The sequence below is a fragment of the Streptococcus oralis subsp. oralis genome (assembly GCF_002096435.1).
GTDB classification, from domain to species: domain Bacteria; phylum Bacillota; class Bacilli; order Lactobacillales; family Streptococcaceae; genus Streptococcus; species Streptococcus oralis_AA.
Genome location: NZ_NCUI01000025.1, coordinates 483,089 through 506,143, shown reverse-complemented (window position 1 = coordinate 506,143; position 23,055 = coordinate 483,089). Strand labels below are relative to the sequence as shown.

Genomic DNA, 23,055 nt, shown 5'->3' with positions numbered 1-23,055 from the left:
TGCTTATTACTTTGCTTCCATCACGACTGGCAAGATTGCCGGGCGACGCTTGGTTTGATCAAAGAGGTACTTGGTCAGATTGTCGCGAACCTTGCCTTTGAGATCTGCCCAGTCAAAGTCATCACCTTGAAGATACTCTTCTACCGTTTGGTTAATCAATTCTGAGCTTTCACGGAGAATGTCGCGGCTCTTCTTGAGATAAACAAATCCACGCGTATGAACACGGGCCTTAGCCACAATTTTCTTCTCACGACGGTTGACAGTGATCGCCACGATAAAGATTCCATCCTCTGACAAGACCTTACGGTCACGAAGGACCACATTTCCAACATCCCCGATGGCATTTCCATCAATCAAGACATCACCCGCAGAAACAGCTCCAGCTGGGACAAAGTCCCCATGTTCATAAGACATGGTCGTTCCCTTTTTAGGGATGAAGATACGCTCTGGCAACATTCCAACTGCCATGGCAGCCTTGGCATGCGCATCCAACTCACGATACTCCCCTTGGATAGGGAAGAGGTAATTTGGTTGCAAAAGATTGATCATCAACTGCAAATCACGCGCATTCCCATGTCCGGATACTCGCAAGCTTTGGGTAATGAGTTTCACCACACCACCAGCTTGGTAGATCATGTTTTCAACACGCGCCATGACGGCTTCTTTGGCGATAGATGGAGTCGTTACGATATAAACCAAGTCCCCATCTTTGATTTCCACATAACGGTGGCGTCCAATGGACATCTTACGAAGTCCATTAATAGGCTCACCCATACGGCCAGTCTCAAGGATAATCAACTCATGGTCTTCAAAACGAGACATTTCTTTGGGTTTAATCAAGAGACTTTCATTAGCTAGAGATAATTTTTTGAGTCGAATCGCAGTGCGGACGATATTTTCAATATCAAATCCAGTCAGAACAACTCGGCGACCTGTATCTGCTGCAGCATCAAAAACCTGCTGAATACGAGAAAGGTTGCTGGCAACTGCGGCAACGATGATACGACCTTCCCAGTCTGCAATGGTCTGGGTAATTTCGTCTCCAACTTCACTCTCGCTAGCTACCTGGATATTGCTGTCTGCATTGGCTGAATCACTGAGGAGCGCCAAGACACCATCACGACCAATCTCTGCCAAACGAGCAAAATCCGTCGCATAGGATTCGCTAGCTGTCTGGTCAAACTTGAAGTCGCCTGTGTAAACTATGCTACCTTCAGCTGTTTTCAGTACTATTCCCAAACTTTCTGGGATAGAGTGAGTTGTACGGAAGAAGGAAACCACAGTTCCTCCAAAGTCTATCTCTGTATCTTCATCAATCACATGGAAGTCATTGAATTTCTTAACCGTATCATTTCCTTTGACAAAGAGTTTGGCCAACTCAATGGTCAACTCAGAACCAAACACAGGCACCTTAGCCTCTGCCAAAAGATAAGGCAGGGCACCAATAGCATCCGCATGTCCGTGGGTCAAAAAGACCCCTGCAATACGATCTCTATTTTCAAAAAGGTAGTCCATATTTGGAATGACGACATCAACACCTAGTTGTTCATTTTCAGGGTATTTAAGCCCCGCATCCAAAACAAAAATAGAACCATCGATTTCAGCGATGTACATATTTTTCCCATTTTCTCGTACACCACCTAGTGTTGTTAAACTGATATTACTCATTTTTCCTCCGAAACTTCATTTATCTTGATTATAGGGTTAATTTACCCTCTTATTCTAAAAGTTCTAAAACTTCCAGCCGAATCTTTTCCTACCATTATACCATTTTTTTGATTATTTTCAAAACGAAGATCGGTTTTTAACTAGAGATTAGTCACTACTGTGAATCGAATTCTTTTACTTTGACTTCTCTTTTGGAGGCTTCATCTAAGATAATGGAAGGATTGCACCATCAAAAATATGGGCTTTTTGAATCAATTTAATTTCAGATACCTTTCTCGAACCCTAAATTTCTCTTTTAGTTCAAAAAAACTTGCTTTTACCTCTCGACTTGAGAACTATTTTCTACAAAGACATGGTTTATCTGCATCTAAAAGCGAGAATTTCCTGTTCGCTACAGAATCTAAAAATTTCAGAAATTAGCTATTAATATAGAGGATAACGTTAGGAAATTTTTTCAAAAAGAAAAAAGACTTAGAAATTCTAAATCTTTTTATCATCTTTAGTTTGGATAGATATAAGTGACGTTACCTAAAAATTCATGTGGATTAAAGAAGCCACGATAATTCGCAATCTGCTTTTGACGTCTGTAGTTTGCTTCCAATACCTGGATAGAGTTTTCACTTTGAACATCTGTTACATAAGCAACGTGTCCATATTCACCACCATCCCAAACGGCGATTGCTCCTACTACTGGAACACTTCCTGTCTTATAGCCTTGAGCGCTCGCGTAGATTGCCCACGTGTTGGCATTTCCCCACCAGTTGCTGGCCCAAGGCGCCAATTCTTTCACGCCCCATGTACACTGACCAACAGGATAAGAGTTTCCATAGTTTGTTGGAGTCTTTTCGACAACATCCTCTGTATCTGATACCACGTTCGTAGTGCTAGCTGGAGCACTGTAGGTAGAGCTAGCCTGAGCGGAACCACTCACTTCCAATACATCGCCTGGGTGGATAGTGTCAAAGATAGTTTTTCCATTCAAAGCTGCCAACTCATGCGGATCCATGCCGTTTGCAGTTGCAATGGCATAAAATGAATCACCATCTTGAACAACGTAAGAATTCGCATGAACAGTTTGAGCCCCAACCGTAGCCAAAATAGCGGTAGAAGTCAAACCAAGAGTCAGTTTCGTAACTGTTTTTTTCATAACTAGAGTCCCCTTATATTTTCTTGATAAGAAAATCATACTTGATTTACATGTCAGTTAGTTTAGAGTTATATTTTAGTCCTGTTACAAAAATTTATACTTTTACTACATAAGGTTTAAAAGCAGACATCGTATAAAGTGATAGAAGAGAATAAAAAATGAATCATTTCCCCAATCTTTACATCAGCAAACCATCCAAAAGACTATCTAATCAACCACTCCCACAGCAAGCATTTATCCGACAAAAAGAGACTGAGATAGGTCATCTCAGTCCCTTTCCATCTATTTCTCCATTAAAAAGTTATAAATTTCTTGCACTGTACCCAGCGCCATCATTTCTTGGTCTTTAACGGTCTGTTTGAGATTTTGGTAAATCTGACTTTCACCAATTTCCCTTTTCGGCGCTTCCTTATTGACTGTCATCACACCATCTTTGATTGTCACAAAGCCCAGTTCTTCAAAGACTTGGATCATCTTGACCAGCAAGATTTGTTGGATATTGAGATAAGTTGCCAAATCTTTCAGCTTGTAGCGAATATCAAACTCTGGGAACTGGTAAATGGTCTTGTACAATTTTGCAAACTGTTCTCTAGTCCCGTAACCTGTCAGATAGTAGGCCTTATCGATGTCATTTTTGAAATAGACAGCAGAGAAATCTTGTTCCTGAAAAATTGTCTTCAGCAAGGTAATATCTTCCGGAATATTTTTCACAACAACCGCTTCACTATTCGCTAAATCTGGCACCTCTCCAGAGAAATCCAAGACTGGAACCCCTTCTGGCAAGACTGCATTCTTCCCACGAATGTTAAAGAGTTGAACACCCTCCACACGCGCATCCACCATCATTAACTGGAGAGCAGTTTGGCCATTCCATTGATTGACAGACAAGGTGACTGCCAACTCTAGATTCTTGGTTTGAGAAAATTCTGTCGCCCATCTACCTTGTCCGAAGGCCACCACTTCAAAACTTGCCTCACCCTTGGAAATTTTTAGTTTGAGGTGGGCACTGCCTGCTCCCATGGTACGAGCACTTTCGATATGAAAATCCTTGATATAAAAAACAGGTTTCTGATTGTCCATTCCAAAGGGTGCCAAGCGTTCAAAACTTTTGACCGTTTCCAAGCTAAGCGTCTCCAAGTCTAGCTCTTCATCTAAATTTAACTTGTTCTTACCATTAACATCTGCGCCTTTTTCACGGATATAGTTTTCCAAGACCTGAGATAAATCTGAGAGTTTCTCAACTTCCAGCGTCATCCCTGCAGCACCAGCATGACCTCCAAAGGCGATGAAGAGCTCTCGATGGGGATCCAGAGCTTCAAAAATATCGACCGCTTCCACACTACGAGCACTGCCCTTGGCACGACCTTCTTCTATATTAAGAACGATGACTGTCTGCCCTAGTTCTTCCAACAAACGACCAGCAACGATACCCAGAACGCCAGGATTCCAGCCTTCCTTGGCCAAAACCTGGACCTTCTTCTCAGGATCCACCATGGTCTTAGCTTCTTCATAAATTGACTGAACGATTTCCTTGCGCTCTTCATTTTTCTGGTGAATCATGAGGGCAATCTCATGAGCTTCCTCGTCGTCAAACCCAGTCAGCAAATCAATGGCAGGATTGGGATCGTCCAAACGCCCCAAGGCATTTAAACGAGGGGCAATCTGAAATCCAACCGTTTCTTCTGTCACTTCATTCGCAGCAATCCCGGCCATGTCCAGCATTTCTTGTAGACCAATACGCTGAGTATGCCCCAGCATTTCCAGACCATATTGAACCAAAATACGGTTTTCATCTGTCAAGCTCACCATATCTGCAATGGTTCCGATAGCTACCAAATCAAGCAATTCTACTTGCACTTCTTCCAAAAGGGCGCAAGCTAGCTTGAAAGCCACTCCACAACCAGCTAACTGTTTGAAGGGATAGTCCGCATCTGGATGCTCAGGGTGAACAATCGCATAGGCATCAGGAAGGGTTTCCGGCATGGAATGGTGGTCGGTCACAATGACATCCACACCCATAGCCTGAGCTAGTTCAATGGCTTCATGGCCAGCAACCCCATTGTCCACCGTCACAATCAAGGAAATTCCCTCTTGCTCGATAAAGTATTTATAGACACTGGCATTGGGACCATAGCCATCGGTAAAACGATTGGGTAGGTAAACACGGCACTCAGCACCAAGCTGTTCCAAACTTTCCTTCACAATCGAAGCTGAAGTCATTCCATCCGCATCGTAGTCTCCATAGATGAGAATGTTTTCCCCTTCTTCAATGGCCTGACGAATCCGTTCCACTGCCTTGTCCATATCATGGAGCAGATAGGGGTCATGCAAGTCCTCTAAAGAAGGTTCTAAAAACTTCTTTAGACTTTCTTCATCCTGAATCCCTCTTTCAAATAATAACCGAGCCACCTCAGGACCCAGTCCAGCCTTCTTGGCTATCTTTGTAAAATCTGCATCTTCAACCTGCGGGGCAAACTGCCATTCATAAGTAGGAGTTATCAAAAAAACATCCACTCTTTCTAAGAATTCTATCGTTTCATTATAACATGATTTAGACATTTTCTCTATTCAGATTGCTTTTTTATAACATTTTAGTGAATTTTTTTCAGATATGATTTGACAAGAACACTCTTTTGTTGTAGAATCATGTTATAAAATCTAACACAAAGGAGATCTCTCATGGCTTTAGTAGAATTTAAAAACGTCGAAAAATATTACGGAGACTACCACGCACTCCGCGACATCAATCTCCGTTTTGAAAAAGGACAAGTTGTTGTCCTGCTTGGACCTTCTGGTTCTGGGAAGTCCACTCTTATCCGTACGATTAATGGTTTAGAGGCTGTTGACAAAGGAAGTCTCCTGGTCAATGGACACCAAGTAGCAGGTGCTAGTCAGAAAGATTTAGTTCCTCTTCGTAAGGAAGTCGGCATGGTTTTTCAACATTTTAACCTTTATCCACACAAAACAGTGTTAGAAAACGTGACACTTGCACCCATTAAAGTTCTAGGAATTGATAAAAAAGAAGCTGAAAAAACAGCCCAAAAATATCTGGAATTTGTAAATATGTGGGACAAGAAAGATTCCTATCCAGCTATGCTATCTGGTGGACAAAAACAGCGGATCGCCATCGCACGTGGCCTCGCCATGCATCCGGAACTCCTCCTCTTTGATGAACCAACATCTGCCCTTGACCCTGAAACCATCGGAGATGTTCTAGCAGTTATGCAAAAACTGGCACATGATGGGATGAATATGATCATCGTTACCCACGAAATGGGCTTTGCCCGTGAAGTTGCGGACCGCATTATCTTTATGGCCGACGGAGAAGTTTTGGTGGATACGACAGATGTTGATGACTTTTTTGACAATCCAAGCGAACCTCGTGCCCAACAATTCCTCAGCAAAATTATCAACCACGAAAGTGACAAAGTCAAATAAGGAGGCGCCTATGAAAAAGAAATTCTTTTTATCAGCATTATTGATTAGCCTTTTCGGCCTTGCTGCTGCCAAACCAGTCCAAGCTGATACTAGCGTCGCAGACATTCAAAAAAGAGGCGAACTAGTTGTCGGTGTCAAACAAGACGTTCCTAATTTTGGCTACAAGGATCCCAAGACAGGGACTTATTCTGGTATCGAAACGGACCTTGCCAAGATGATTGCAGACGAACTCAAGGTCAAGATTCGCTACGTTCCTGTTACCGCTCAAACACGTGGACCACTCCTAGACAATGAACAGGTAGACATGGATATCGCAACCTTCACCATCACAGATGAACGTAAAAAATTATACAATTTCACCAGTCCCTACTACACGGATGCTTCTGGTTTTTTGGTCAATAAATCCGCCAACATCAAAAGCATTGAGGACCTAAACGGCAAAACCATTGGGGTTGCCCAAGGTTCCATCACCCAACGCCTGATTACTGAACTGGGTAAAAAGAAAGGTCTGAAGTTTAAATTCGTCGAACTTGGTTCCTATCCAGAATTGATTACTTCCCTTCACGCTCACCGTATTGATGCCTTTTCCGTGGACCGCTCTATCCTCTCTGGCTACATTAGTAAACGGACAGAACTACTAGATGATAGTTTCAAGCCATCTGACTACGGTATTGTTACCAAGAAATCAAACACCGAGCTCAACGATTATCTTGATAGCTTGGTCACTAAATGGACCAAGGACGGTAGTTTGCAGAAACTTTATGACCGTTACAAGCTCAAACCATCTAGCCATACTGCAGATTAAGGAGGAAACCCATGACAGATTTATCATCTTGGACAGCCTATTTTCAGGATTTTGGACAATTTTTCAATGGTTTCCTCTTCACTCTTGCCCTAGCGATTGGTTCCTTTATCCTCGCCATGGTTTTGGGCATCTTCTTTGGAGCCATGTCAACCAGCAAACGCCCAGTCTTGCGCGTTTTGGCTCGTATTTTTGTCGAATTTTACCAAAATACTCCCCTCTTGGTGCAGTTTGTCATTGTCTTTTATGGTTTGCCTCTTATCAGTGAACACACCATCATGATTCCGATTTATTGGACAGCTGTACTCTGCGTGGGACTCTATCACGGCGCCTATATCGCTGAGGTTATTCGTTCAGGGATTCAGTCTATTCCTAGTGGTCAGATGGAAGCCGCCCTGTCCCAAGGTTTTACCTATATCAGTGCCATGCGCTTGATTATCTTGCCTCAGGCCTTCCGTATCATTCTCCCACCTTTGACCAACCAAATCGTCAACCTCATCAAGAACACCTCTACAGTTGCCATCATCTCTGGAGTAGACTTGATGTTTGTGACCAAGTCTTGGTCGGCCCTCAACGGAAACTATATCCCAGCCTTTTTAGGCGCTGCTCTTCTCTACTTTGCCCTATGCTTCCCTGTTGCCCAGTTTGGTCGCAAGATGGAGCAAGCCAACAAAAAAGCCTATTCACTTTAGGAGGTTACTATGGAATCTATTTTAGAAGTTTTGACCCCAGATAACCTAGTCTTTATCTTTAAAGGATTTGGCTTGACCCTCTACATTTCTCTGATTGCTATCGTCCTCTCGACCCTTATCGGAACAGTACTAGCCGTCATGAGAAATGGGAAAAATCCTGTCTTACGGATCATCTCCAGCATTTATATCGAGTTTGTACGTAACGTTCCCAACCTTCTCTGGATTTTCACTATCTTTTTGGTGTTCAAGATGAAGTCCACACCAGCAGGTATTACTGCCTTTACTCTTTTTACCTCAGCAGCCCTAGCTGAGATTATCCGAGGCGGTCTCAATGCCGTGGACAAGGGCCAGTACGAAGCAGGAATGTCACAAGGATTCACCTCTACGCAAATCCTCTACTACATCATTCTCCCACAAGCGATCCGTAAAATGCTGCCAGCCATCATTTCTCAGTTTGTAACCGTGATTAAGGATACCAGCCTTCTCTACTCTGTTATCGCTCTACAAGAACTCTTTGGCGCTAGCCAAATTCTCATGGGCCGTTATTTCGAACCAGAGCAGGTCTTCAGTCTTTATATCCTGATTGCCTTGATATACTTTATCTTTAACTTTGCCATTTCTAGCCTGTCTCATAAGCTAGCAAAACGTTGGCAACAAGCTGCAGAATAAAAACGAAATGTGAACTCGAAACAAGGGTTCACATTTTTTGCTATAAATGAAAAAGAGCAACTCAATGCTATGCAAACGTTTTACTTTTTGGTAAAATGACTTTAAAACCATAAAGTAAGGAGAAAAATCATGATCCACGAACTTTGCAAAGAATTCTCTCAACTGGAACAAGTAGAAGCTATAGCTCTTGGTGGTTCTCGTGCAGGACAAGCCTACGATCAAAATTCTGACTATGATGTTTATGTCTATCTCAACGCTTCTATTGATGAGGCGACTCGCCTAAAAATTTTGAGTAAATACTGCTCCTATATGGAAATTGGAAACCAGTTTTGGGAGTTAGAGGACGACTGTGTACTAAACAACGGTATTGAAATCGAGTTGATTTATCGTTCGCTGGAGTCGTTTGAACAAGAATTGAACTCAACCGTTTTTCAGCATCAAGCCCAAAATGCCTATACAACTTGCATGTGGCATAATCTACTCCACAGCAAGATTCTATACGACCCGAATGGACACTATGCTTCTCTCCAAAAGACTTACCAGATTCCCTATCCACAGGAACTCAAAAAACATATCATCGAAAGGCAGTTCCTTTTGCTAGACCAAGCCATGCCTGCCTTCTCTCATCAAATAGAAAAAGCTATCAAGCGTCAAGATCTTCTCAGCATGAATCATCGTACGAGTGAATTTTTTGCTTCCTACTTTGACTTGTTATTTGCGCTCAATGAGCAAACCCATCCTGGTGAAAAACGAATGTTGGAGTACGCAAAGACCCATTGTACACTCCTCCCTAAGCAATTTGAAGAAACTATTCGCAAGTATTTCCAACTACTCTACCAACCGCAACAAGGAGAACAAGCGGTCGTAACCTTGCAAACTATCCTGAAGGAACTAAAAGCCATTTTGCCATAGACCAAAAAGAAAATGTGAACCTGAAACTGAGGCTCACATTTTTCTTTATAGTTTACCGTAAAGAATCTAGTACACTTTACCACAATTCTTCTTGCCCAACTCATAAAAAGAGCGGCAATAGAAAAAGAGAACCTTAGTCCTCTTACTTAGACAGTTTATTCTGAGCATCAGCTACAACCTGAGCCAGACTTGTCTGGCGCAGTTGGTTCTCCATAGCTGCTTGAACATCGAACAGCTTTTGGTCCAAGACTGCATGGATATTCGCACCAATTGGACAATTAGGATTTGGATTATCATGAAAACTAAAGAGCTTACCAGATTTTCCTAAACACTCTACAGCTTGGTAGACATCCAACAAACTAATCTCTTGAAGGTCTTTTATTATCTCAGTTCCTCCCGTACCACGAGCAACTGAAATCAATCCAGCTTTTTTGAGTTGCGATAAAGTCTTACGGATAATGACTGGATTGACTCCGACACTAGCCGCAAGAAAATCGCTGGTTACTTTACTATCTGTATCCTGCATTGCAATAATAATCATCATATGAGTCGCAATGGTAAATCGGCTTGAAATTTGCATCTTCTTCTCCTTTCACTGATATTTTATTCATCTTTTCCCGTATAAACATTATACCGTTTTTGGTTTTCCTGTCAAATATTATAGACTGATTATCTTCTCCATGCAAAAAGTCCTGTATCCCTCTTGGTAACCGGAACGGCGGAGGAAATACAAAGACTTATTTTTTTATGCAATTTTACGGACAATCCCTTTTGTTTTATGACTTGACCAAACTGAGCTGACAGAAACCCCAGCACCAACTAAAGTAAACACAGCTAACATAGCTAGATTATAAAAATAGTTATCTGGGAAATCACCACTAAAGATTAATTCATTCACCACTCGGAAAGCAAAGGCAAACTCAACCCCTAGTTTGGAAACGACTTCCATCGCCAAATCAATTTGATTCACTAGAAAGACAGTGATTACCATCCAAATAGAGGAAATCACAATCCCCTTTCGAGATACCTTTCTTCCAAGGATTTCATATCCTTTAATGGTACAAATCCCCAGAACAATGCCCGCTACCATAGCCACATAACCTAGACGTGCGATAAATAGAGCAACTGCTCCACCAATCAAGGCTCCCAGCAAGGCACCAACTGCTCCAAGAAGAACATTTTCCTTTTGATTTTGATAAGAATCTACCTCAATCTGAAGATTGCTCTTCAGCAATTGATAGCTTTCCTCGTTGATAAGGAAAATTGAATCACCTAATTGATAGAGACCAACGGGGCCCTCCTGACCGCTATAGGCACAGACTTGGACGAAATGATGGGTTTCAAGGAATGCTACGAGGTCTGTTATGAGCGTCTGTAACTTTTCGATTGTTTTTGATTTGCGCATGGCACCTTTTACGACAAAAGAAACAAGGTACTGGTTGATGGACAAGGTCGACAAGTTTGGAAGAGATTCACTCTTAAACTCATCCCAAACCAATTCGTTTTCTTCTGAATCCGCAGGATTGCCATTTAAACTCACACTGACACAAAGTCGAAACTGATTTTTCACATCAGTTTCTTGCAGGAAAAGTAAATAACCTGACTGCGTGCCATAAATACTACGCGAATCTTCGTCAAATTGCAAGCCCAACTCCGAGGCAATAGCGTGTAACTCTTCTGGTTTCATTATCTGTCTCCTCTTATTTTGAATATCAATTAGTATGAGATTCAAATTAGTTATATTCCGTTATTCTAACATAAATTTGAGAAGCCGTCAATTCGTATCCAGTTCGACTTATCGGAAAACAACAGTCACTAGACTATCTGATTTCTAGCTAGAAGTCCTCTTAAAACCAATCTTTCTTGTCTCTTTCCATCCAGAGTTCAACATCCTGGTCATAACCTTCTTGTTCACTGATTTGACCTAACAATTCGTGGTTATGAGTATGGTGAATTCCATTTACCAAACTTTCATAGTAGACCTGAAAATAGGGGAGCTTCAAATCCTTAGCCAACTGCAATTCAGCTTCTACATCATAATCCACACGACGAAAATCAACATCAGACAAACCTGCCTCATCAAACTCTAAGATCATATACTGGGCCCGCAGGTCCTTACGCAACTTCGCATCTAGAAAGAAAGGTTGTCCGATGGATCCTGGATTAAGAATCATCTGTCCATCACTTCCATAACGAAGCAACTGTTGGTGAATATGACCATATACTGCGATGGAGGCATGTGGATTCGTGACCAATCTATCAAAATCTTCTTGTTTTCCCGTATGAATCAATTCTCTTCCCCAGTTTTTATCAGGGACATGGTGAGTGATTCCCACCATCAAATCACCAAACTGACGATGAACTTGCATGGGTTGATTATTGAGATTTTCGATTTCTTCAGGGCTGACCTCCTCTAAGATGTATTGACTTTGACGCAGGAGATAACGATGGCTCGCTTTTGTAGGATCTAACTTGCGATGCAGGCCTCGCCAGAGACTATTCTCCCAATTTCCCAGAACTCTTACTGTAATAGGCAAGCTAGCTAAGAGGTCCAATATCCTTCTACGCCCTGTTCCTGGCATCAGAATATCTCCCAAAAGCCAGTACTCATCTACCTCTGCCGCCCTTGCATCAGCCAGAACAGCTTCCAAAGCTGTCGTATTTCCATGTATGTCTGAAAGAACTGCTATTTTGGTCATTCTTTCTCCTTATTTTCCTTCTTTTGTTAGTATTATAACAGAAAACACTCGAAAAGATTACTATCACCGATCACTGGATTAAATTGTAAGAGCTTTTAAATCGTGCTATAATATAAGTAGAGATTTCCCCTTCATTTAGGATTATGTGGTCTACAATATCTCTCATTTTTTTCCAGATTGGAGGACTATTGCCATGCGGAATTATCTTAAGTATATCCCATACTACCTTATTACTTTCTTTTTTTACTGGCCACTCTATGAGCTATTCTCACTACTCATCTCTGACCCATATACACTGAAGGGACTGTACATTTACAACATCATCCTCTTTTCACCTCTGGTAACCTTTATCGTATCGCTACTTTATAGCTATCGATTTCATTTCTCACTTTGGTGGCTACTCGGTATTGGTCTGCTCTTTTGCTTTACCATCATCACCTTTGGCGAATTCATCCTGCTTTACTTCTTAGCCTATGAACTCTTTGCCCTACTTGGGTTGGCTGCTGGTGTGGGGATCAAGCATGTCTTCCAGCGAGAGAAAAATAAAAAAATTATACAAAAACCTTGAAAATTCTCGCAATCATGCTATAATAATGCATAGAGACAAGTCACTTAGTCCCTTTCTACTAGAGAGTGCGTGGTTGCTGGAAACGCATAGAAAGCCTAAACTGATACTACTCTACTGACTTTTATGCAAACATAAAACGGTGGCTACGTTAAAGCCAATCAGAGGTGTCCCTCTTTTTTGAGGAACATGAATGAAGGTGGAACCACGTTGCGACGTCCTTTTAGGATGTCGTTTTTTGTTTGGAGAATAGAGATATTACCAGATTAAATGAAACATAGCTAAGAAAAGAAGCTGGAGGTTAATGTGAATAAATCATTGTCTTGGGTGATTCCCTGTGCCTTCCTTATCGTCTATGTATGGCTAATGAAAACTCTCAGTCTATGGGGGTTAGAGTACATTGTTGTTTTTTCATTTTTTGCATTTGTTCCTCTTTTGCCATTTCTTGCTCCTTTTCTTGGTATCTTAATGTTTTTTAAGAAAAAGAAACTCATCCTGTCAGGATATTTTCTAAGCCTAACTGCTGGTATTTATTTGGTTAATGCTATAAGAAACTATCCGCTAAGGATATACATGGAAGGTGAGATGACTGATGAACAATATCTGTCTCTAATCCTTTCCTTAGTATGCTATCTATTCATTTCTACAGCTTTCTTTATCTTTAAAATGAGAAAGTTAAACTATCATTTGTTTAGATAATTAATTGTTATGATTCTTTGTAGATATCGAATTCTCTACTTCTTCAACCTCAATTTTTAAATATGATAAATTTTTAAGGAGAAAACCATGATTAAGATTACTTTCCCAGATGGCGCTGTTCGTGAATTCGAATCTGGCGTGACTACTTTTGAAATTGCCCAATCTATCAGCAATTCCCTAGCTAAAAAAGCCTTGGCTGGTAAATTCAACGGCAAACTCATCGATACGACTCGTGCTATCACTGAAGATGGAAGCATCGAAATCGTGACACCTGATCACGAAGATGCCCTTCCAATCTTGCGTCACTCAGCTGCTCACTTGTTTGCCCAAGCAGCTCGTCGCCTTTTCCCAGATATTCACTTGGGTGTTGGTCCAGCTATTGAAGATGGCTTCTACTACGATACTGATAACACAGCTGGTCAAATCTCCAACGAAGACCTTCCTCGTATCGAAGAAGAAATGAAAAAAATCGTTAAAGAAAACTTCCCATCAATCCGTGAAGAAGTGACGAAAGACGAGGCACGTGAAATCTTCAAGAACGACCCTTACAAGTTGGAATTGATCGAAGAACACTCAGAAGACGAAGGTGGGTTGACTATCTACCGTCAGGGTGAATATGTAGACCTCTGCCGTGGACCTCACGTTCCATCAACAGGCCGTATCCAAATCTTCCACCTTCTTCATGTAGCAGGTGCTTACTGGCGTGGAAATAGCGACAACGCGATGATGCAACGGATCTACGGTACAGCTTGGTTTGACAAGAAAGACTTGAAGAACTACCTTCAAATGCGTGAAGAAGCCAAAGAACGTGACCACCGTAAACTTGGCAAAGAGCTTGACCTCTTCATGATTTCACAAGAAGTCGGACAAGGACTTCCTTTCTGGTTGCCAAATGGTGCCACTATTCGTCGTGAATTGGAACGCTACATTGTCGACAAAGAGTTAGCTTCTGGCTATCAACACGTTTACACTCCACCACTTGCTTCTGTAGAGCTATACAAGACTTCTGGTCACTGGGATCACTACCAAGAGGACATGTTCCCAACTATGGATATGGGTGATGGGGAAGAGTTTGTCCTTCGTCCAATGAACTGTCCACACCACATCCAAGTCTTTAAACACCATGTTCACTCCTACCGTGAATTGCCAATCCGTATCGCCGAAATCGGTATGATGCACCGTTACGAAAAATCTGGTGCCCTCACTGGTCTTCAACGTGTGCGTGAAATGTCACTCAACGACGGTCACCTCTTTGTCACTCCTGAACAAATCCAAGAAGAATTCCAACGTGCCCTTCAGTTGATTATCGATGTTTATGAAGACTTCAACCTAAACGAGTACCGTTTCCGCCTCTCTCTTCGTGACCCTCAAGATACTCACAAGTACTTTGATAACGATGAAATGTGGGAAAATGCCCAAACCATGCTTCGCGCAGCCCTTGATGAAATGGGTGTGGACTACTTTGAAGCTGAAGGTGAGGCAGCCTTCTACGGACCAAAATTGGATATCCAAGTTAAGACTGCTCTCGGTAAAGAAGAAACCCTTTCGACTATCCAGCTTGACTTCTTGCTTCCAGAACGCTTCGACCTCAAATACATCGGAGCTGATGGTGAAGAACACCGTCCAGTTATGATCCACCGTGGGGTTATCTCAACTATGGAACGCTTTACAGCTATCTTGATTGAGAACTACAAGGGTGCCTTCCCAACATGGCTTGCCCCACACCAAGTAACTCTCATCCCAGTATCCAACGAAAAACACGTAGACTACGCATGGGAAGTAGCCAAGAAACTCCGTGACCGCGGTGTCCGTGCTGATGTGGATGAGCGCAATGAAAAAATGCAGTTCAAGATTCGTGCTTCACAAACAAGCAAAATTCCTTACCAATTGATTGTTGGGGATAAGGAAATGGAAGACGGAACAGTCAACGTTCGTCGCTATGGTCAAAAAGAAACACAAACTGTCCCAGTAGATGAGTTTGTATCAGCAATCCTTGCTGATATCGCCAACAAATCTCGTGTTGAGAAATAAAACGATCACCGTCTGAGAAACATTTTTCAGTAAGAAAAAGCAACAACTATTTCAGCTGTTGCTTTTTATATTTTATTTAACCTGAGCTAGTAGTGATTGGTCAAACCACCACACAAGATTTGCTTTCATGAGTTGGATAAGGTCAATATCCTCAATCCTTGTCTGCTTCTTTTTCTTTTACGAGATCTTTTTGTGAATCTTTTTCAGAGAGTTTTTGATCGATATACTTGTTAATAGTTTCATAAAATTCCTTGGTCATCTCACTATCTAATTTTGTCGAATTATGGACTTGATTAACTTTCAATTCAACAGATTGAATACCGTAAGAGGCTTGTTTTTGATGGAGCGTTTCTAATTCTTCGTCTGAAATCGGATCTCCAACAACCGTCAAGACCAATTCATTGTTCCTTGACTTGTAGACTTGATTAATGACCGTGTGATTGGCGAACTCTTTTGCTATAAACTGTTTGATTCCTTCTTTTCGCGCTTGATCTATCGACAGAGTGACTGCTGAATAGCTGGCTGGAAGAATCAATAATACAATCAAAGATGTCAAGCCAATTTTCATTTTAATGTTTAGCTCTTTAAATGAACTTAAGGGAGATTTTCTCATCAAAATTCTTGTTCCAACAATGTTGGCTAGCATGATAAAGGCACAGTTGATCAAGAAAAGATAGAGAGCCCCAAACAAAAATCGTACATTTCCATTAGCTAAACCATAGCCCGCAGTACAGATAGGTGGCATCAGAGCTGTTGCAATGGCTACTCCTGGCACGATATTGTTTGCTTCTTTTTTCCTTGACCCAATTACACCTGCTATCCCACCAGCAATAGCAATGAGAACATCCCAAATGGTTGGAGTGGTTCGTGCAATCAACTCGCTACTTGCATAAGATAAGGGAGAAATCCAGAAATATAGAGTCGAGACAAGTAAACTGACCAATACTTGAGTAAATAAAACCTCTAGAGATTGCTTGATTAAACGCGTATCAAAAATAGCTAAACCAAAACCCAGTCCAACAATCGGTGTCATAAGAGGGGAAATCAGCATGGCTCCAATAATGACAGCTGTTGAATTCATATTTAGACCGATAGAGGCAATAAAAATCGCACACATCAAAATCACTGTATCTCTTAATCGAACATGAAGGTCATCATATAATTTCTCACGGTATTCACGTGTTGAATAATTTCTGGTCATTGGTTACTCCTTTTATTTCATATACTCTTGTTTCTGCTTGGATGATGGTAGAGAAACTTCTTTTCAATCTTACATATTTTTCTTCTCACCTGTTATTTTTTTGAAAATTATCCTTTAAGCATCCGTCAGTCTATCCTTAACATTATATCAAAAATTTTACAGTCTTTCTCTGAAGAAATCTATCAATTTAACAGATAGAGAAAGGAAGAAATTTTTGTTTCCTTATACGAAAAAGAAAAAAACGGTATCTCCTCTGAAAGAAGATGCCGTTTAATGATTAAGCGTGATGAGTGTGTTTGACAATCCATTGCTCCATTTTGATTTGCAACCAGAAGCCATAGATTACAAACGTGATGATGGTTAGAAGAAACCACTTGATCCAGTTGCCGAATAGTTGTGCTCCAGTCCTGTCAAAGTATAGACGTTGCCCATCCACTACCGTGTGTTTGGTTTTCAATTTTGCATCATGCAAATCGCCCAAGGTGTTGCGTTCTCCAAGATAAGCCCGAAAATTATGGCTACTAAGATAGAGTATCCAATATAATCTATGATTCCTCCATCAAAATAACTTTCTTTCATTTTTGCCTCTTTTATTGTTTGACTATATTCTAGTTGTTTCCTAGTGTAACATTTTTTACATCTGGACAATCTTACGGTAACTTCTAGACGTTATCATGAAAATAGAGATATCGACTAGAACAAAAGTTCCACAGATGGATAAGATTATCATCAACTATGCTTACTCAATCATCAGATTCCTATTGGAAAACTTGATGCGAACGGTTGTTCCTATCCCAACCTCAGACTCGATACGAATCTGGTGGCCGAGCTCTTCAGAAATTTTCTTGGATAGGTAGAGGCCAAGTCCAGATGATTGCTGGGTCAAACGGCCATTGTAGCCTGAAAAACCACGTTCAAAGACTCGGAGGACATCACTGTTTTTTATCCCAATCCCCGTATCCTTGATACAGAGCTCCTGGCCTTCCATATAAATCTCTAGCCCACCTTCCTTGGTGTACTTGAGACTGTTTGAGAGGATTTGTTCAATGACGACCAACAGCCACTTCTTATCGGTCACGATGATTTTGTCAAGGTCATGGAGATTGAGCGTCAGTCCTTTTTGGATAAAGAAAAGGGCATACTTGCGAACCACTTCCTTCACCAAATCCTCCACTTGAACCTTTTCAAATACCAAGTCATCATGAAAGCTTTCCAAACGAAGATACTGCAACACCAGATTGGTATAGGAGTCAATCTTGAAGATTTCCTGTTCCAGTTGCTGCTTGGCCTCACGATCAGAGACTTCTGCTACTAAAAGGCGACTAGCCGCAATGGGCGTCTTGATCTGGTGAACCCATAAGGTGTAGTAATCAAGCAAATCCGTCAGCTTGCTCTGCGCTTCCGACTTCTTTTGATACAATTCAGACTCACGCTCTTCGAGTTTTTCTGCTAGCGCACATTCCAGAGGAGACTTGGGGTCTCTCTCAGCATAGAGTACTTCCTGCCGGTAAACCTGAGCTTCTGCAAATATATCCCAAGCCAAAAATAGGAAGGTCAAAAAACTACTGAGTAGAAAGAAATAAAGAAAATAAGTTCCTAGACTAGCAAATAAAAACTGAAAGAGAAGGACGAGAAAGCCTAATGAAAAAATATAGGCAAAAACGCGACTGCGAGAACGCAGATAGGCTAGAAAAAATGATTTCCAATCAAGCATGTTTCAGTCCGTATCCTATCCCTTTCTTGGTTTCAATAAAGCCTACTAAGCCTTGCTCCTCCAACTTTTTGCGCAAACGAGCAACGTTGACAGACAAGGTATTGTCATCGATGAAAAAGTCGCTATTCCAAAGTTCCCGCATCAGGTCATCACGCGCCACGATATTACCCGCATGTTCAAACAAAACCCGCAAAATTTGAAATTCATTCTTGGTTAAGCTCAGGACTTCACCCTGATAGTGCAGGTCCATAGACTTGGTATTGAGGATCACACCCGCATACTCCAGCAGACTTTCATCTCGCCCAAACTCATAGGAACGGCGCAACAAGCCCTGAACCTTGGCAAGGAGCACCTGCTGGTCAAAAGGCTTGGTCACAAAGTCGTCCGCTCCCATATTGATCGCCATGACAATATCCATAGCCTGGTCTCTCGATGACAGAAACATGATAGGCACCTTGGAAATTTTACGAATCTCCTGGCACCAGTGATAACCATTAAAAAGAGGTAGACCAATATCCATGAGGACCAAATGAGGCTCCGACTGAACAAAAAGGCTCAATACTTCCATAAAGTCTTCTACCAAAACGACCTCAAAGCCCCACTCTGAGAGCAATTTCCCAACTTGTTGCCGAATGACTTGGTCATCTTCTACTAGTAAAATTTTGTGCATGCGCTCCTCCTTTACTCTTGTTCAAACTATAAAAAACCTTAATAAAAAATCAATGGATTGGTATCTCTACTGTTTATCAACCTATTTTTAAAATCCAGATTCGGAAACGAAAGCTAAATAGAGAATAATCCCATTGATATCATACCTTATTTTTAACTATAGTTCCAGCCTTATCCTATATTTTCCTTTCTGTGCTCATTTAGTTAGCGTTTCTTTAACTTATTTAATAGATCTAGCCTTCTTATTGACAAGCTAGCCATGATTTGTTAGAATATGAATGAATGAATGAACAAATAAATTTATTCATTCATACAGCGAAGGAGGTTAAATCATATTGGACAAAAAACAAGCTCTAAAAACAGCAGCTTATGACGTTTTTTCAAAAAAAGGTTACAAGGCAACAGGAATTTCAGAAATTGCTAGACAAGCTGGTATGGCAGTAGGCTCTTTTTATAACTATTACGAGAGTAAAGAAGCTATTTTTCTAGACATCTATATAGATGAAAACAACCGTGTTCGCCAAGCTATGATCGAAGAACTGGATTGGGAAATTGACATGATCGACCTCATTGGTCAACTATTTGCTCAGTCTAGAACTCTCGTTTCTTCCAATAAAATCCTTGCAGAATGGTACAATCCTGCCATCGCAGATGAGTTGCACAGCTACTATTCCTCAGAAGAAGGCAAAGTCGCAAATCCTTTTCATCAGTTTCTAGTTAAAACTTTTACAAATCGTATGCAGGTTGAAGGCTATTCTCCAGAAAAGATTCAAGAGATTTTACAAGTTTACAACCTATTTTACTACATGGATATGCATATCACGGAAAAAGATTTTCCAAATATTGGCAAAACTGTTGAAATACTTGCAACCAACTTCATTAAAGGAGTTCTAAAATAAAGAATGGATTTCTTTATTTTTTGAAAAGATATGAATGAATCATTTTTTAGTTCATTCATAAAATTAAGAACAGGAGTCATAAAAAATGAAAAGAGGTAAAAAAATGTTTATTATCATTCTATCAACACTTGGATTGCTAGCCCTTATAACTTGGGGTGCCATCGCCTATCTTGGACGAAGTCAGACATTATCGATAAAATCCATCGAAAACCCCAGCAGAGATCTATATTTAATTCATATCACAAAACCGAGTCATCAAATCTGGAAAGCTGGGGCTTATGCTAAGTTTACACTCCCTGATACCTCGTCTACTGCTGGCAAATATGAAGCTCAGGGAGAGCAAACCAGTCGATGGCTAACCATTGCCTCCACACCTGATGAAGATGAAATTCTCATTTTGACTCATAATAGTGGTAGCAACTTTAAGAACACCTTGACACATTTACCGGCTGGCAGTGAGATTGAGATGAGTTGGCTGGATTCCTCTTTGACTGTTAAAGATACGAATAAGCCACTAGTTTGCTTTGCATCTGATGTCGGCATTTCTGCTCTACGCCCCCTTATCAAAGAATGGGCTGGTAAATGTCCGATTATTCTCAACCATTTTGACAAAGGAGTTACTATTTTCGATAATGAGATAAAGGAACTTGCTCAAAAAACACCGAATTTTACTTATAAAACGAGCGATGAACTTTCTCAAAGTCAAGAATTTTTAAAACGTGCTATTGATGAATACGGCAATCAAGCCAGCTATCTCATCACAGGTCAGCCTGATGATGTAAATGAGATGAAGAATTTTTTAAAGGAAAATGGGATTGATAGCAAAAACATACAAGTAAGCTCGTTTAGAGGTTTGAAATAGGAGCAATCTATCTTCTATGTATTTCAATCCAACCCTACTAGGTCATTCGAACAAGCCTACTAGCTAATTCTAGGTAAATGTGATAGGATAAACATAGAGAAAGGAGCTTTTATGGCCAATATTTTTGACTACCTCAATGATGTAGCATACGATTCCTTTTATGACTTCCCCGTGAACGAGTTAGATGTTCTTGCCTTGACTGAGTTGACCTATCTTGCTTTTGATGATATAGTTACCCAAGAACCCCAGCGCCTCATAGATCTTGCATCTCAAATCCCTAGAGAAACGACGATGTTGACCAATAAAAACCGTCTCCAGTTGTTGGATCAGCTCGCTCAACACAAACGCTTTAAAAATTGCAAGCTCTCAGACTTTATCAACGACATCGATCCTGAATTGCAAAAACAGTTCGCAGCTATGGCTTATCGTATCAGTCTCGATACCTATTTGCTTGTTTTTCGTGGAACGGATGACAGTATCATTGGTTGGAAAGAAGATTTCCATATGACCTATATGAAGGAAATCCCAGCTCAAAAACATGCCCTCGAGTATTTAGAGGACTTTTTTGCTCAACATCCTAATCAAAAGGTTATTCTAGCAGGACACTCAAAAGGGGGCAATCTAGCTGTCTATGCTGCCAGTCAACTTGATCCAAACTTACAGAAAAACATTGTCGCTGTCTATACTTTTGATGCCCCTGGGCTTCACAAGGAACTAACCGAAACACCTGGCTATCAAAACATGATGGAAAGAACGAAAGTATTTATCCCACAAGGGTCTATCATCGGGATGATGCTGGAAATTCCGGATAGAAAAATCGTCGTTCGAAGCACCGCCTTAGGTGGCCTTGCCCAGCACGACACCTTTAGTTGGCAGGTTGAAGACAAACACTTTGTCCAACTGGACGAGACCAATAGTGACAGCCAGCAAGTCGATACAACCTTCAAGGAATGGGTTGAGACGGTCCCTGATACTGAACTGCAGCTCTACTTTGACCTCTTTTTTGGAATCATTCTCGATGCAGGCATCTCTTCTATCAACGACCTCTCTTCCTTCAAGGTTATTGAACACGTTCACCATCTCTTTGTCCAAGCCCAGTCCCTCACTCCTGATGATAAAGAAATCATGGGGCGCTTAACCCAACTCTTGATTGACACCCGTTACCAAGCTTGGAAAAATCGAGAATAGACAAAAACCAACTAATCCAATGATTAGCTGGTTTTTTGTTTAAGAAACTAATGGATACTACTTAGAATCTCGAGTATAGAATTAGTCTTCTTTTTTCTTGCGAGACACAAATCCAAATCCGCTCATCAAACCTAGTACTCCTAGAGCCGCCAAAGCTGCATGATCCTCCGTACCAGTATTAGGTAATTCTTTGGTTGCTTTAGTAGCTGGAGATTGCTCAGTTGGTTTTTGTTGAGGAGCAGTAACAACTTTTTCGTAGACATGTTCCGTATCTCCGTTTGGAAGTTTCTTAGTCTCTACGAAGCGGTAGCCTGGAATATCTTTCTTAGGTTGTTCACCGTCTTCGGTTGGATAACCTGGAATTTCATTGCCTTCCTTATCCTTATGACTAGTCTTAACCTTCTCATAAACGTGTTCTGTGTCACCGTTTGGAAGTTTCTTAGTCTCGATGAAGCGGTAACCTGGAATATCTTTCTTAGGTTGTTCACCGTCTTCGGTTGGATAACCTGGAATGGCATTGCCTTCCTTATCCTTATGACTGGTCTTAACCTTCTCATAAACGTGTTCTGTGTCACCGTTTGGAAGTTTCTTAGTCTCTACGAAGCGGTAGCCTGGAATATCTTTCTTAGGTTGTTGGCCGTCTTCGGTTGGGTGGCCTGGAATCTCATTGCCTTCCTTATCCTTATGACTAGTCTTAACCTTCTCATAAACGTGTTCTGTGTCACCGTTTGGCAGTTTCTTAGTCTCTACGAAGCGGTAGCCTAGAATATCCTTCTTAGGTTGTTCACCGTCTTCGGTTGGATGACCTGGAATTTCATTCCCTTCCTTATCCTTATGACTAGTCTTAACCTTCTCATAAACGTGTTCTGTGTCACCGTTTGGAAGTTTCTTAGTCTCTACGAAGCGGTAACCTGGGATATCTTTCTTAGGTTGTTCACCGTCTTCGGTTGGGTGGCCTGGAATCTCATTTCCTTCCTTATCCTTGTGGCTGGTCTTAACCTTCTCATAAACGTGTTCTGTGTCACCGTTTGGAAGTTTCTTAGTCTCTACGAAGCGGTAGCCTGGAATATCCTTCTTAGGTTGTTGGCCGTCTTCGGTTGGGTGGCCTGGAATTTCATTCCCTTCCTTATCCTTATGACTGGTCTTAACCTTCTCATAAACGTGTTCTGTGTCACCGTTTGGAAGTTTCTTAGTCTCGAT

The 23,055-nt window shown here is 41.2% G+C and carries 21 protein-coding genes and 2 pseudogenes; 11 read left to right on the top strand and 12 right to left on the bottom strand.

The window, feature by feature from the left end:
• Positions 1–6: 6 nt before the first annotated feature.
• From B7723_RS08705 to recJ, 3 genes are all read right to left on the bottom strand, one after another.
• Positions 7–1,668, bottom strand: coding sequence for a ribonuclease J (locus B7723_RS08705; RefSeq protein WP_033630236.1), 1,662 nt, complete (start codon positions 1,666–1,668; stop codon positions 7–9).
• Positions 1,669–2,167: 499 nt separating this feature from the next.
• Complete coding sequence (locus tag B7723_RS08700; protein WP_084849495.1) at positions 2,168–2,815, bottom strand: COG3942 and LysM peptidoglycan-binding domain-containing protein; 648 nt, start codon at positions 2,813–2,815, stop codon at positions 2,168–2,170.
• Between the two features lie 282 nt (positions 2,816–3,097).
• Complete coding sequence (gene recJ / locus B7723_RS08695; protein WP_162279208.1) at positions 3,098–5,317, bottom strand: single-stranded-DNA-specific exonuclease RecJ; 2,220 nt, start codon at positions 5,315–5,317, stop codon at positions 3,098–3,100.
• Between the two features lie 177 nt (positions 5,318–5,494).
• Between recJ and B7723_RS08690 the strand changes: the two genes are divergently transcribed.
• From B7723_RS08690 to B7723_RS08670, 5 genes are all read left to right on the top strand, one after another.
• On the top strand, positions 5,495–6,253 hold the full coding sequence (locus B7723_RS08690) for an amino acid ABC transporter ATP-binding protein (RefSeq protein WP_001229587.1): 759 nt from the start codon (positions 5,495–5,497) through the stop codon (positions 6,251–6,253).
• A gap of 10 nt (positions 6,254–6,263) precedes the next feature.
• Complete coding sequence (locus B7723_RS08685; protein WP_084849496.1) at positions 6,264–7,058, top strand: transporter substrate-binding domain-containing protein; 795 nt, start codon at positions 6,264–6,266, stop codon at positions 7,056–7,058.
• 11 nt (positions 7,059–7,069) lie between these two features.
• On the top strand, positions 7,070–7,747 hold the full coding sequence (locus tag B7723_RS08680; RefSeq protein WP_049549738.1) for an amino acid ABC transporter permease: 678 nt from the start codon (positions 7,070–7,072) through the stop codon (positions 7,745–7,747).
• Positions 7,748–7,756: 9 nt separating this feature from the next.
• Complete coding sequence (locus tag B7723_RS08675) at positions 7,757–8,416, top strand: amino acid ABC transporter permease (protein ID WP_049518904.1); 660 nt, start codon at positions 7,757–7,759, stop codon at positions 8,414–8,416.
• Between the two features lie 129 nt (positions 8,417–8,545).
• Positions 8,546–9,328 (top strand): DUF4037 domain-containing protein, encoded by a 783-nt coding sequence (locus B7723_RS08670; protein WP_084849497.1) that lies wholly within the window; start codon positions 8,546–8,548, stop codon positions 9,326–9,328.
• Between the two features lie 142 nt (positions 9,329–9,470).
• Here the strand turns inward: B7723_RS08670 and B7723_RS08665 are convergent, their stop codons facing one another.
• From B7723_RS08665 to B7723_RS08655, 3 genes are all read right to left on the bottom strand, one after another.
• Entirely contained in the window at positions 9,471–9,908 is a 438-nt protein-coding gene (locus B7723_RS08665; protein WP_001167390.1) for an Rrf2 family transcriptional regulator, read from the bottom strand.
• A 165-nt stretch (positions 9,909–10,073) separates the two neighbouring features.
• A complete protein-coding gene (locus tag B7723_RS08660; RefSeq protein WP_084849498.1) occupies positions 10,074–11,015 on the bottom strand; it encodes a hypothetical protein in 942 nt (313 codons plus the stop codon).
• A gap of 160 nt (positions 11,016–11,175) precedes the next feature.
• Positions 11,176–12,027, bottom strand: a complete 852-nt coding sequence (locus B7723_RS08655; RefSeq protein WP_084849499.1) for a metallophosphoesterase family protein — start codon at positions 12,025–12,027, stop codon at positions 11,176–11,178.
• Between the two features lie 193 nt (positions 12,028–12,220).
• Between B7723_RS08655 and B7723_RS08650 the strand changes: the two genes are divergently transcribed.
• The 3 genes from B7723_RS08650 (at position 12,221) to thrS (ending at position 15,322) form a co-directional block, all read left to right on the top strand.
• Positions 12,221–12,595 (top strand): hypothetical protein, encoded by a 375-nt coding sequence (locus B7723_RS08650; RefSeq protein ID WP_049477608.1) that lies wholly within the window; start codon positions 12,221–12,223, stop codon positions 12,593–12,595.
• Positions 12,596–12,919: 324 nt separating this feature from the next.
• A complete protein-coding gene (locus B7723_RS10655; protein WP_065371947.1) occupies positions 12,920–13,291 on the top strand; it encodes a hypothetical protein in 372 nt (123 codons plus the stop codon).
• An 87-nt stretch (positions 13,292–13,378) separates the two neighbouring features.
• Complete coding sequence (thrS, locus tag B7723_RS08640) at positions 13,379–15,322, top strand: threonine--tRNA ligase (RefSeq protein ID WP_084849500.1); 1,944 nt, start codon at positions 13,379–13,381, stop codon at positions 15,320–15,322.
• Positions 15,323–15,473: 151 nt separating this feature from the next.
• Here the strand turns inward: thrS and B7723_RS08635 are convergent, their stop codons facing one another.
• The 5 genes and pseudogenes from B7723_RS08635 to B7723_RS08620 form a co-directional block, all read right to left on the bottom strand.
• Positions 15,474–16,523, bottom strand: a complete 1,050-nt coding sequence (locus tag B7723_RS08635; protein ID WP_084849501.1) for a DUF389 domain-containing protein — start codon at positions 16,521–16,523, stop codon at positions 15,474–15,476.
• 277 nt (positions 16,524–16,800) lie between these two features.
• A pseudogene (locus B7723_RS08630) lies at positions 16,801–17,102 on the bottom strand (hypothetical protein).
• 55 nt (positions 17,103–17,157) lie between these two features.
• Positions 17,158–17,256 (bottom strand): annotated as a pseudogene (locus B7723_RS10785) (peptide ABC transporter); the annotation flags it as partial.
• A 6-nt stretch (positions 17,257–17,262) separates the two neighbouring features.
• A complete protein-coding gene (locus B7723_RS08625) occupies positions 17,263–18,237 on the bottom strand; it encodes a sensor histidine kinase (RefSeq protein WP_084849503.1) in 975 nt (324 codons plus the stop codon).
• Positions 18,230–18,907 carry a response regulator transcription factor gene (locus B7723_RS08620; RefSeq protein ID WP_000548982.1) on the bottom strand — a complete coding sequence of 226 codons (678 nt, stop codon included), beginning with the start codon at positions 18,905–18,907 and terminating at the stop codon, positions 18,230–18,232. Before B7723_RS08620 ends, B7723_RS08625 begins: the two co-directional genes overlap by 8 nt.
• A gap of 328 nt (positions 18,908–19,235) precedes the next feature.
• On the opposite strand from B7723_RS08620, the gene B7723_RS08615 reads away from it, so the two are divergent.
• The 3 genes from B7723_RS08615 to B7723_RS08605 all read left to right on the top strand — a co-directional run bounded on the left by B7723_RS08615 (position 19,236) and on the right by B7723_RS08605 (position 21,855).
• On the top strand, positions 19,236–19,805 hold the full coding sequence (locus B7723_RS08615) for a TetR/AcrR family transcriptional regulator (protein ID WP_084849504.1): 570 nt from the start codon (positions 19,236–19,238) through the stop codon (positions 19,803–19,805).
• 85 nt (positions 19,806–19,890) lie between these two features.
• Positions 19,891–20,667, top strand: coding sequence for a ferredoxin reductase domain-containing protein (locus B7723_RS08610; RefSeq protein WP_084849505.1), 777 nt, complete (start codon positions 19,891–19,893; stop codon positions 20,665–20,667).
• Between the two features lie 111 nt (positions 20,668–20,778).
• The gene (locus tag B7723_RS08605) at positions 20,779–21,855 is read left to right on the top strand and encodes a DUF2974 domain-containing protein (RefSeq protein WP_084849506.1); all 1,077 of its coding nucleotides are present in this window, start codon (positions 20,779–20,781) and stop codon (positions 21,853–21,855) included.
• Positions 21,856–21,936: 81 nt separating this feature from the next.
• Here the strand turns inward: B7723_RS08605 and B7723_RS10650 are convergent.
• Positions 21,937–23,055: MucBP domain-containing protein (locus B7723_RS10650; RefSeq protein ID WP_158085781.1), on the bottom strand; the 1,119-nt coding region annotated here is incomplete at its 5' end.

Excerpts from the sequence above, each read along its gene's own strand:
- B7723_RS08705 (WP_033630236.1), bottom strand. The coding sequence starts at position 1,668 with ATGAGTAATATCAGTTTAACAACACTAGGTGGTGTACGAGAAAATGGG.
- B7723_RS08700 (WP_084849495.1), bottom strand. The coding sequence starts at position 2,815 with ATGAAAAAAACAGTTACGAAACTGACTCTTGGTTTGACTTCTACCGCT.
- B7723_RS08690 (WP_001229587.1), top strand. The coding sequence starts at position 5,495 with ATGGCTTTAGTAGAATTTAAAAACGTCGAAAAATATTACGGAGACTAC.
- B7723_RS08685 (WP_084849496.1), top strand. The coding sequence starts at position 6,264 with ATGAAAAAGAAATTCTTTTTATCAGCATTATTGATTAGCCTTTTCGGC.
- B7723_RS08680 (WP_049549738.1), top strand. The coding sequence starts at position 7,070 with ATGACAGATTTATCATCTTGGACAGCCTATTTTCAGGATTTTGGACAA.
- B7723_RS08675 (WP_049518904.1), top strand. The coding sequence starts at position 7,757 with ATGGAATCTATTTTAGAAGTTTTGACCCCAGATAACCTAGTCTTTATC.
- B7723_RS08670 (WP_084849497.1), top strand. The coding sequence starts at position 8,546 with ATGATCCACGAACTTTGCAAAGAATTCTCTCAACTGGAACAAGTAGAA.
- B7723_RS08665 (WP_001167390.1), bottom strand. The coding sequence starts at position 9,908 with ATGCAAATTTCAAGCCGATTTACCATTGCGACTCATATGATGATTATT.
- B7723_RS08660 (WP_084849498.1), bottom strand. The coding sequence starts at position 11,015 with ATGAAACCAGAAGAGTTACACGCTATTGCCTCGGAGTTGGGCTTGCAA.
- B7723_RS08655 (WP_084849499.1), bottom strand. The coding sequence starts at position 12,027 with ATGACCAAAATAGCAGTTCTTTCAGACATACATGGAAATACGACAGCT.
- B7723_RS08650 (WP_049477608.1), top strand. The coding sequence starts at position 12,221 with ATGCGGAATTATCTTAAGTATATCCCATACTACCTTATTACTTTCTTT.
- thrS (WP_084849500.1), top strand. The coding sequence starts at position 13,379 with ATGATTAAGATTACTTTCCCAGATGGCGCTGTTCGTGAATTCGAATCT.
- B7723_RS08635 (WP_084849501.1), bottom strand. The coding sequence starts at position 16,523 with ATGACCAGAAATTATTCAACACGTGAATACCGTGAGAAATTATATGAT.
- B7723_RS08625 (WP_084849503.1), bottom strand. The coding sequence starts at position 18,237 with ATGCTTGATTGGAAATCATTTTTTCTAGCCTATCTGCGTTCTCGCAGT.
- B7723_RS08620 (WP_000548982.1), bottom strand. The coding sequence starts at position 18,907 with ATGCACAAAATTTTACTAGTAGAAGATGACCAAGTCATTCGGCAACAA.
- B7723_RS08610 (WP_084849505.1), top strand. The coding sequence starts at position 19,891 with ATGAAAAGAGGTAAAAAAATGTTTATTATCATTCTATCAACACTTGGA.
- B7723_RS08605 (WP_084849506.1), top strand. The coding sequence starts at position 20,779 with ATGGCCAATATTTTTGACTACCTCAATGATGTAGCATACGATTCCTTT.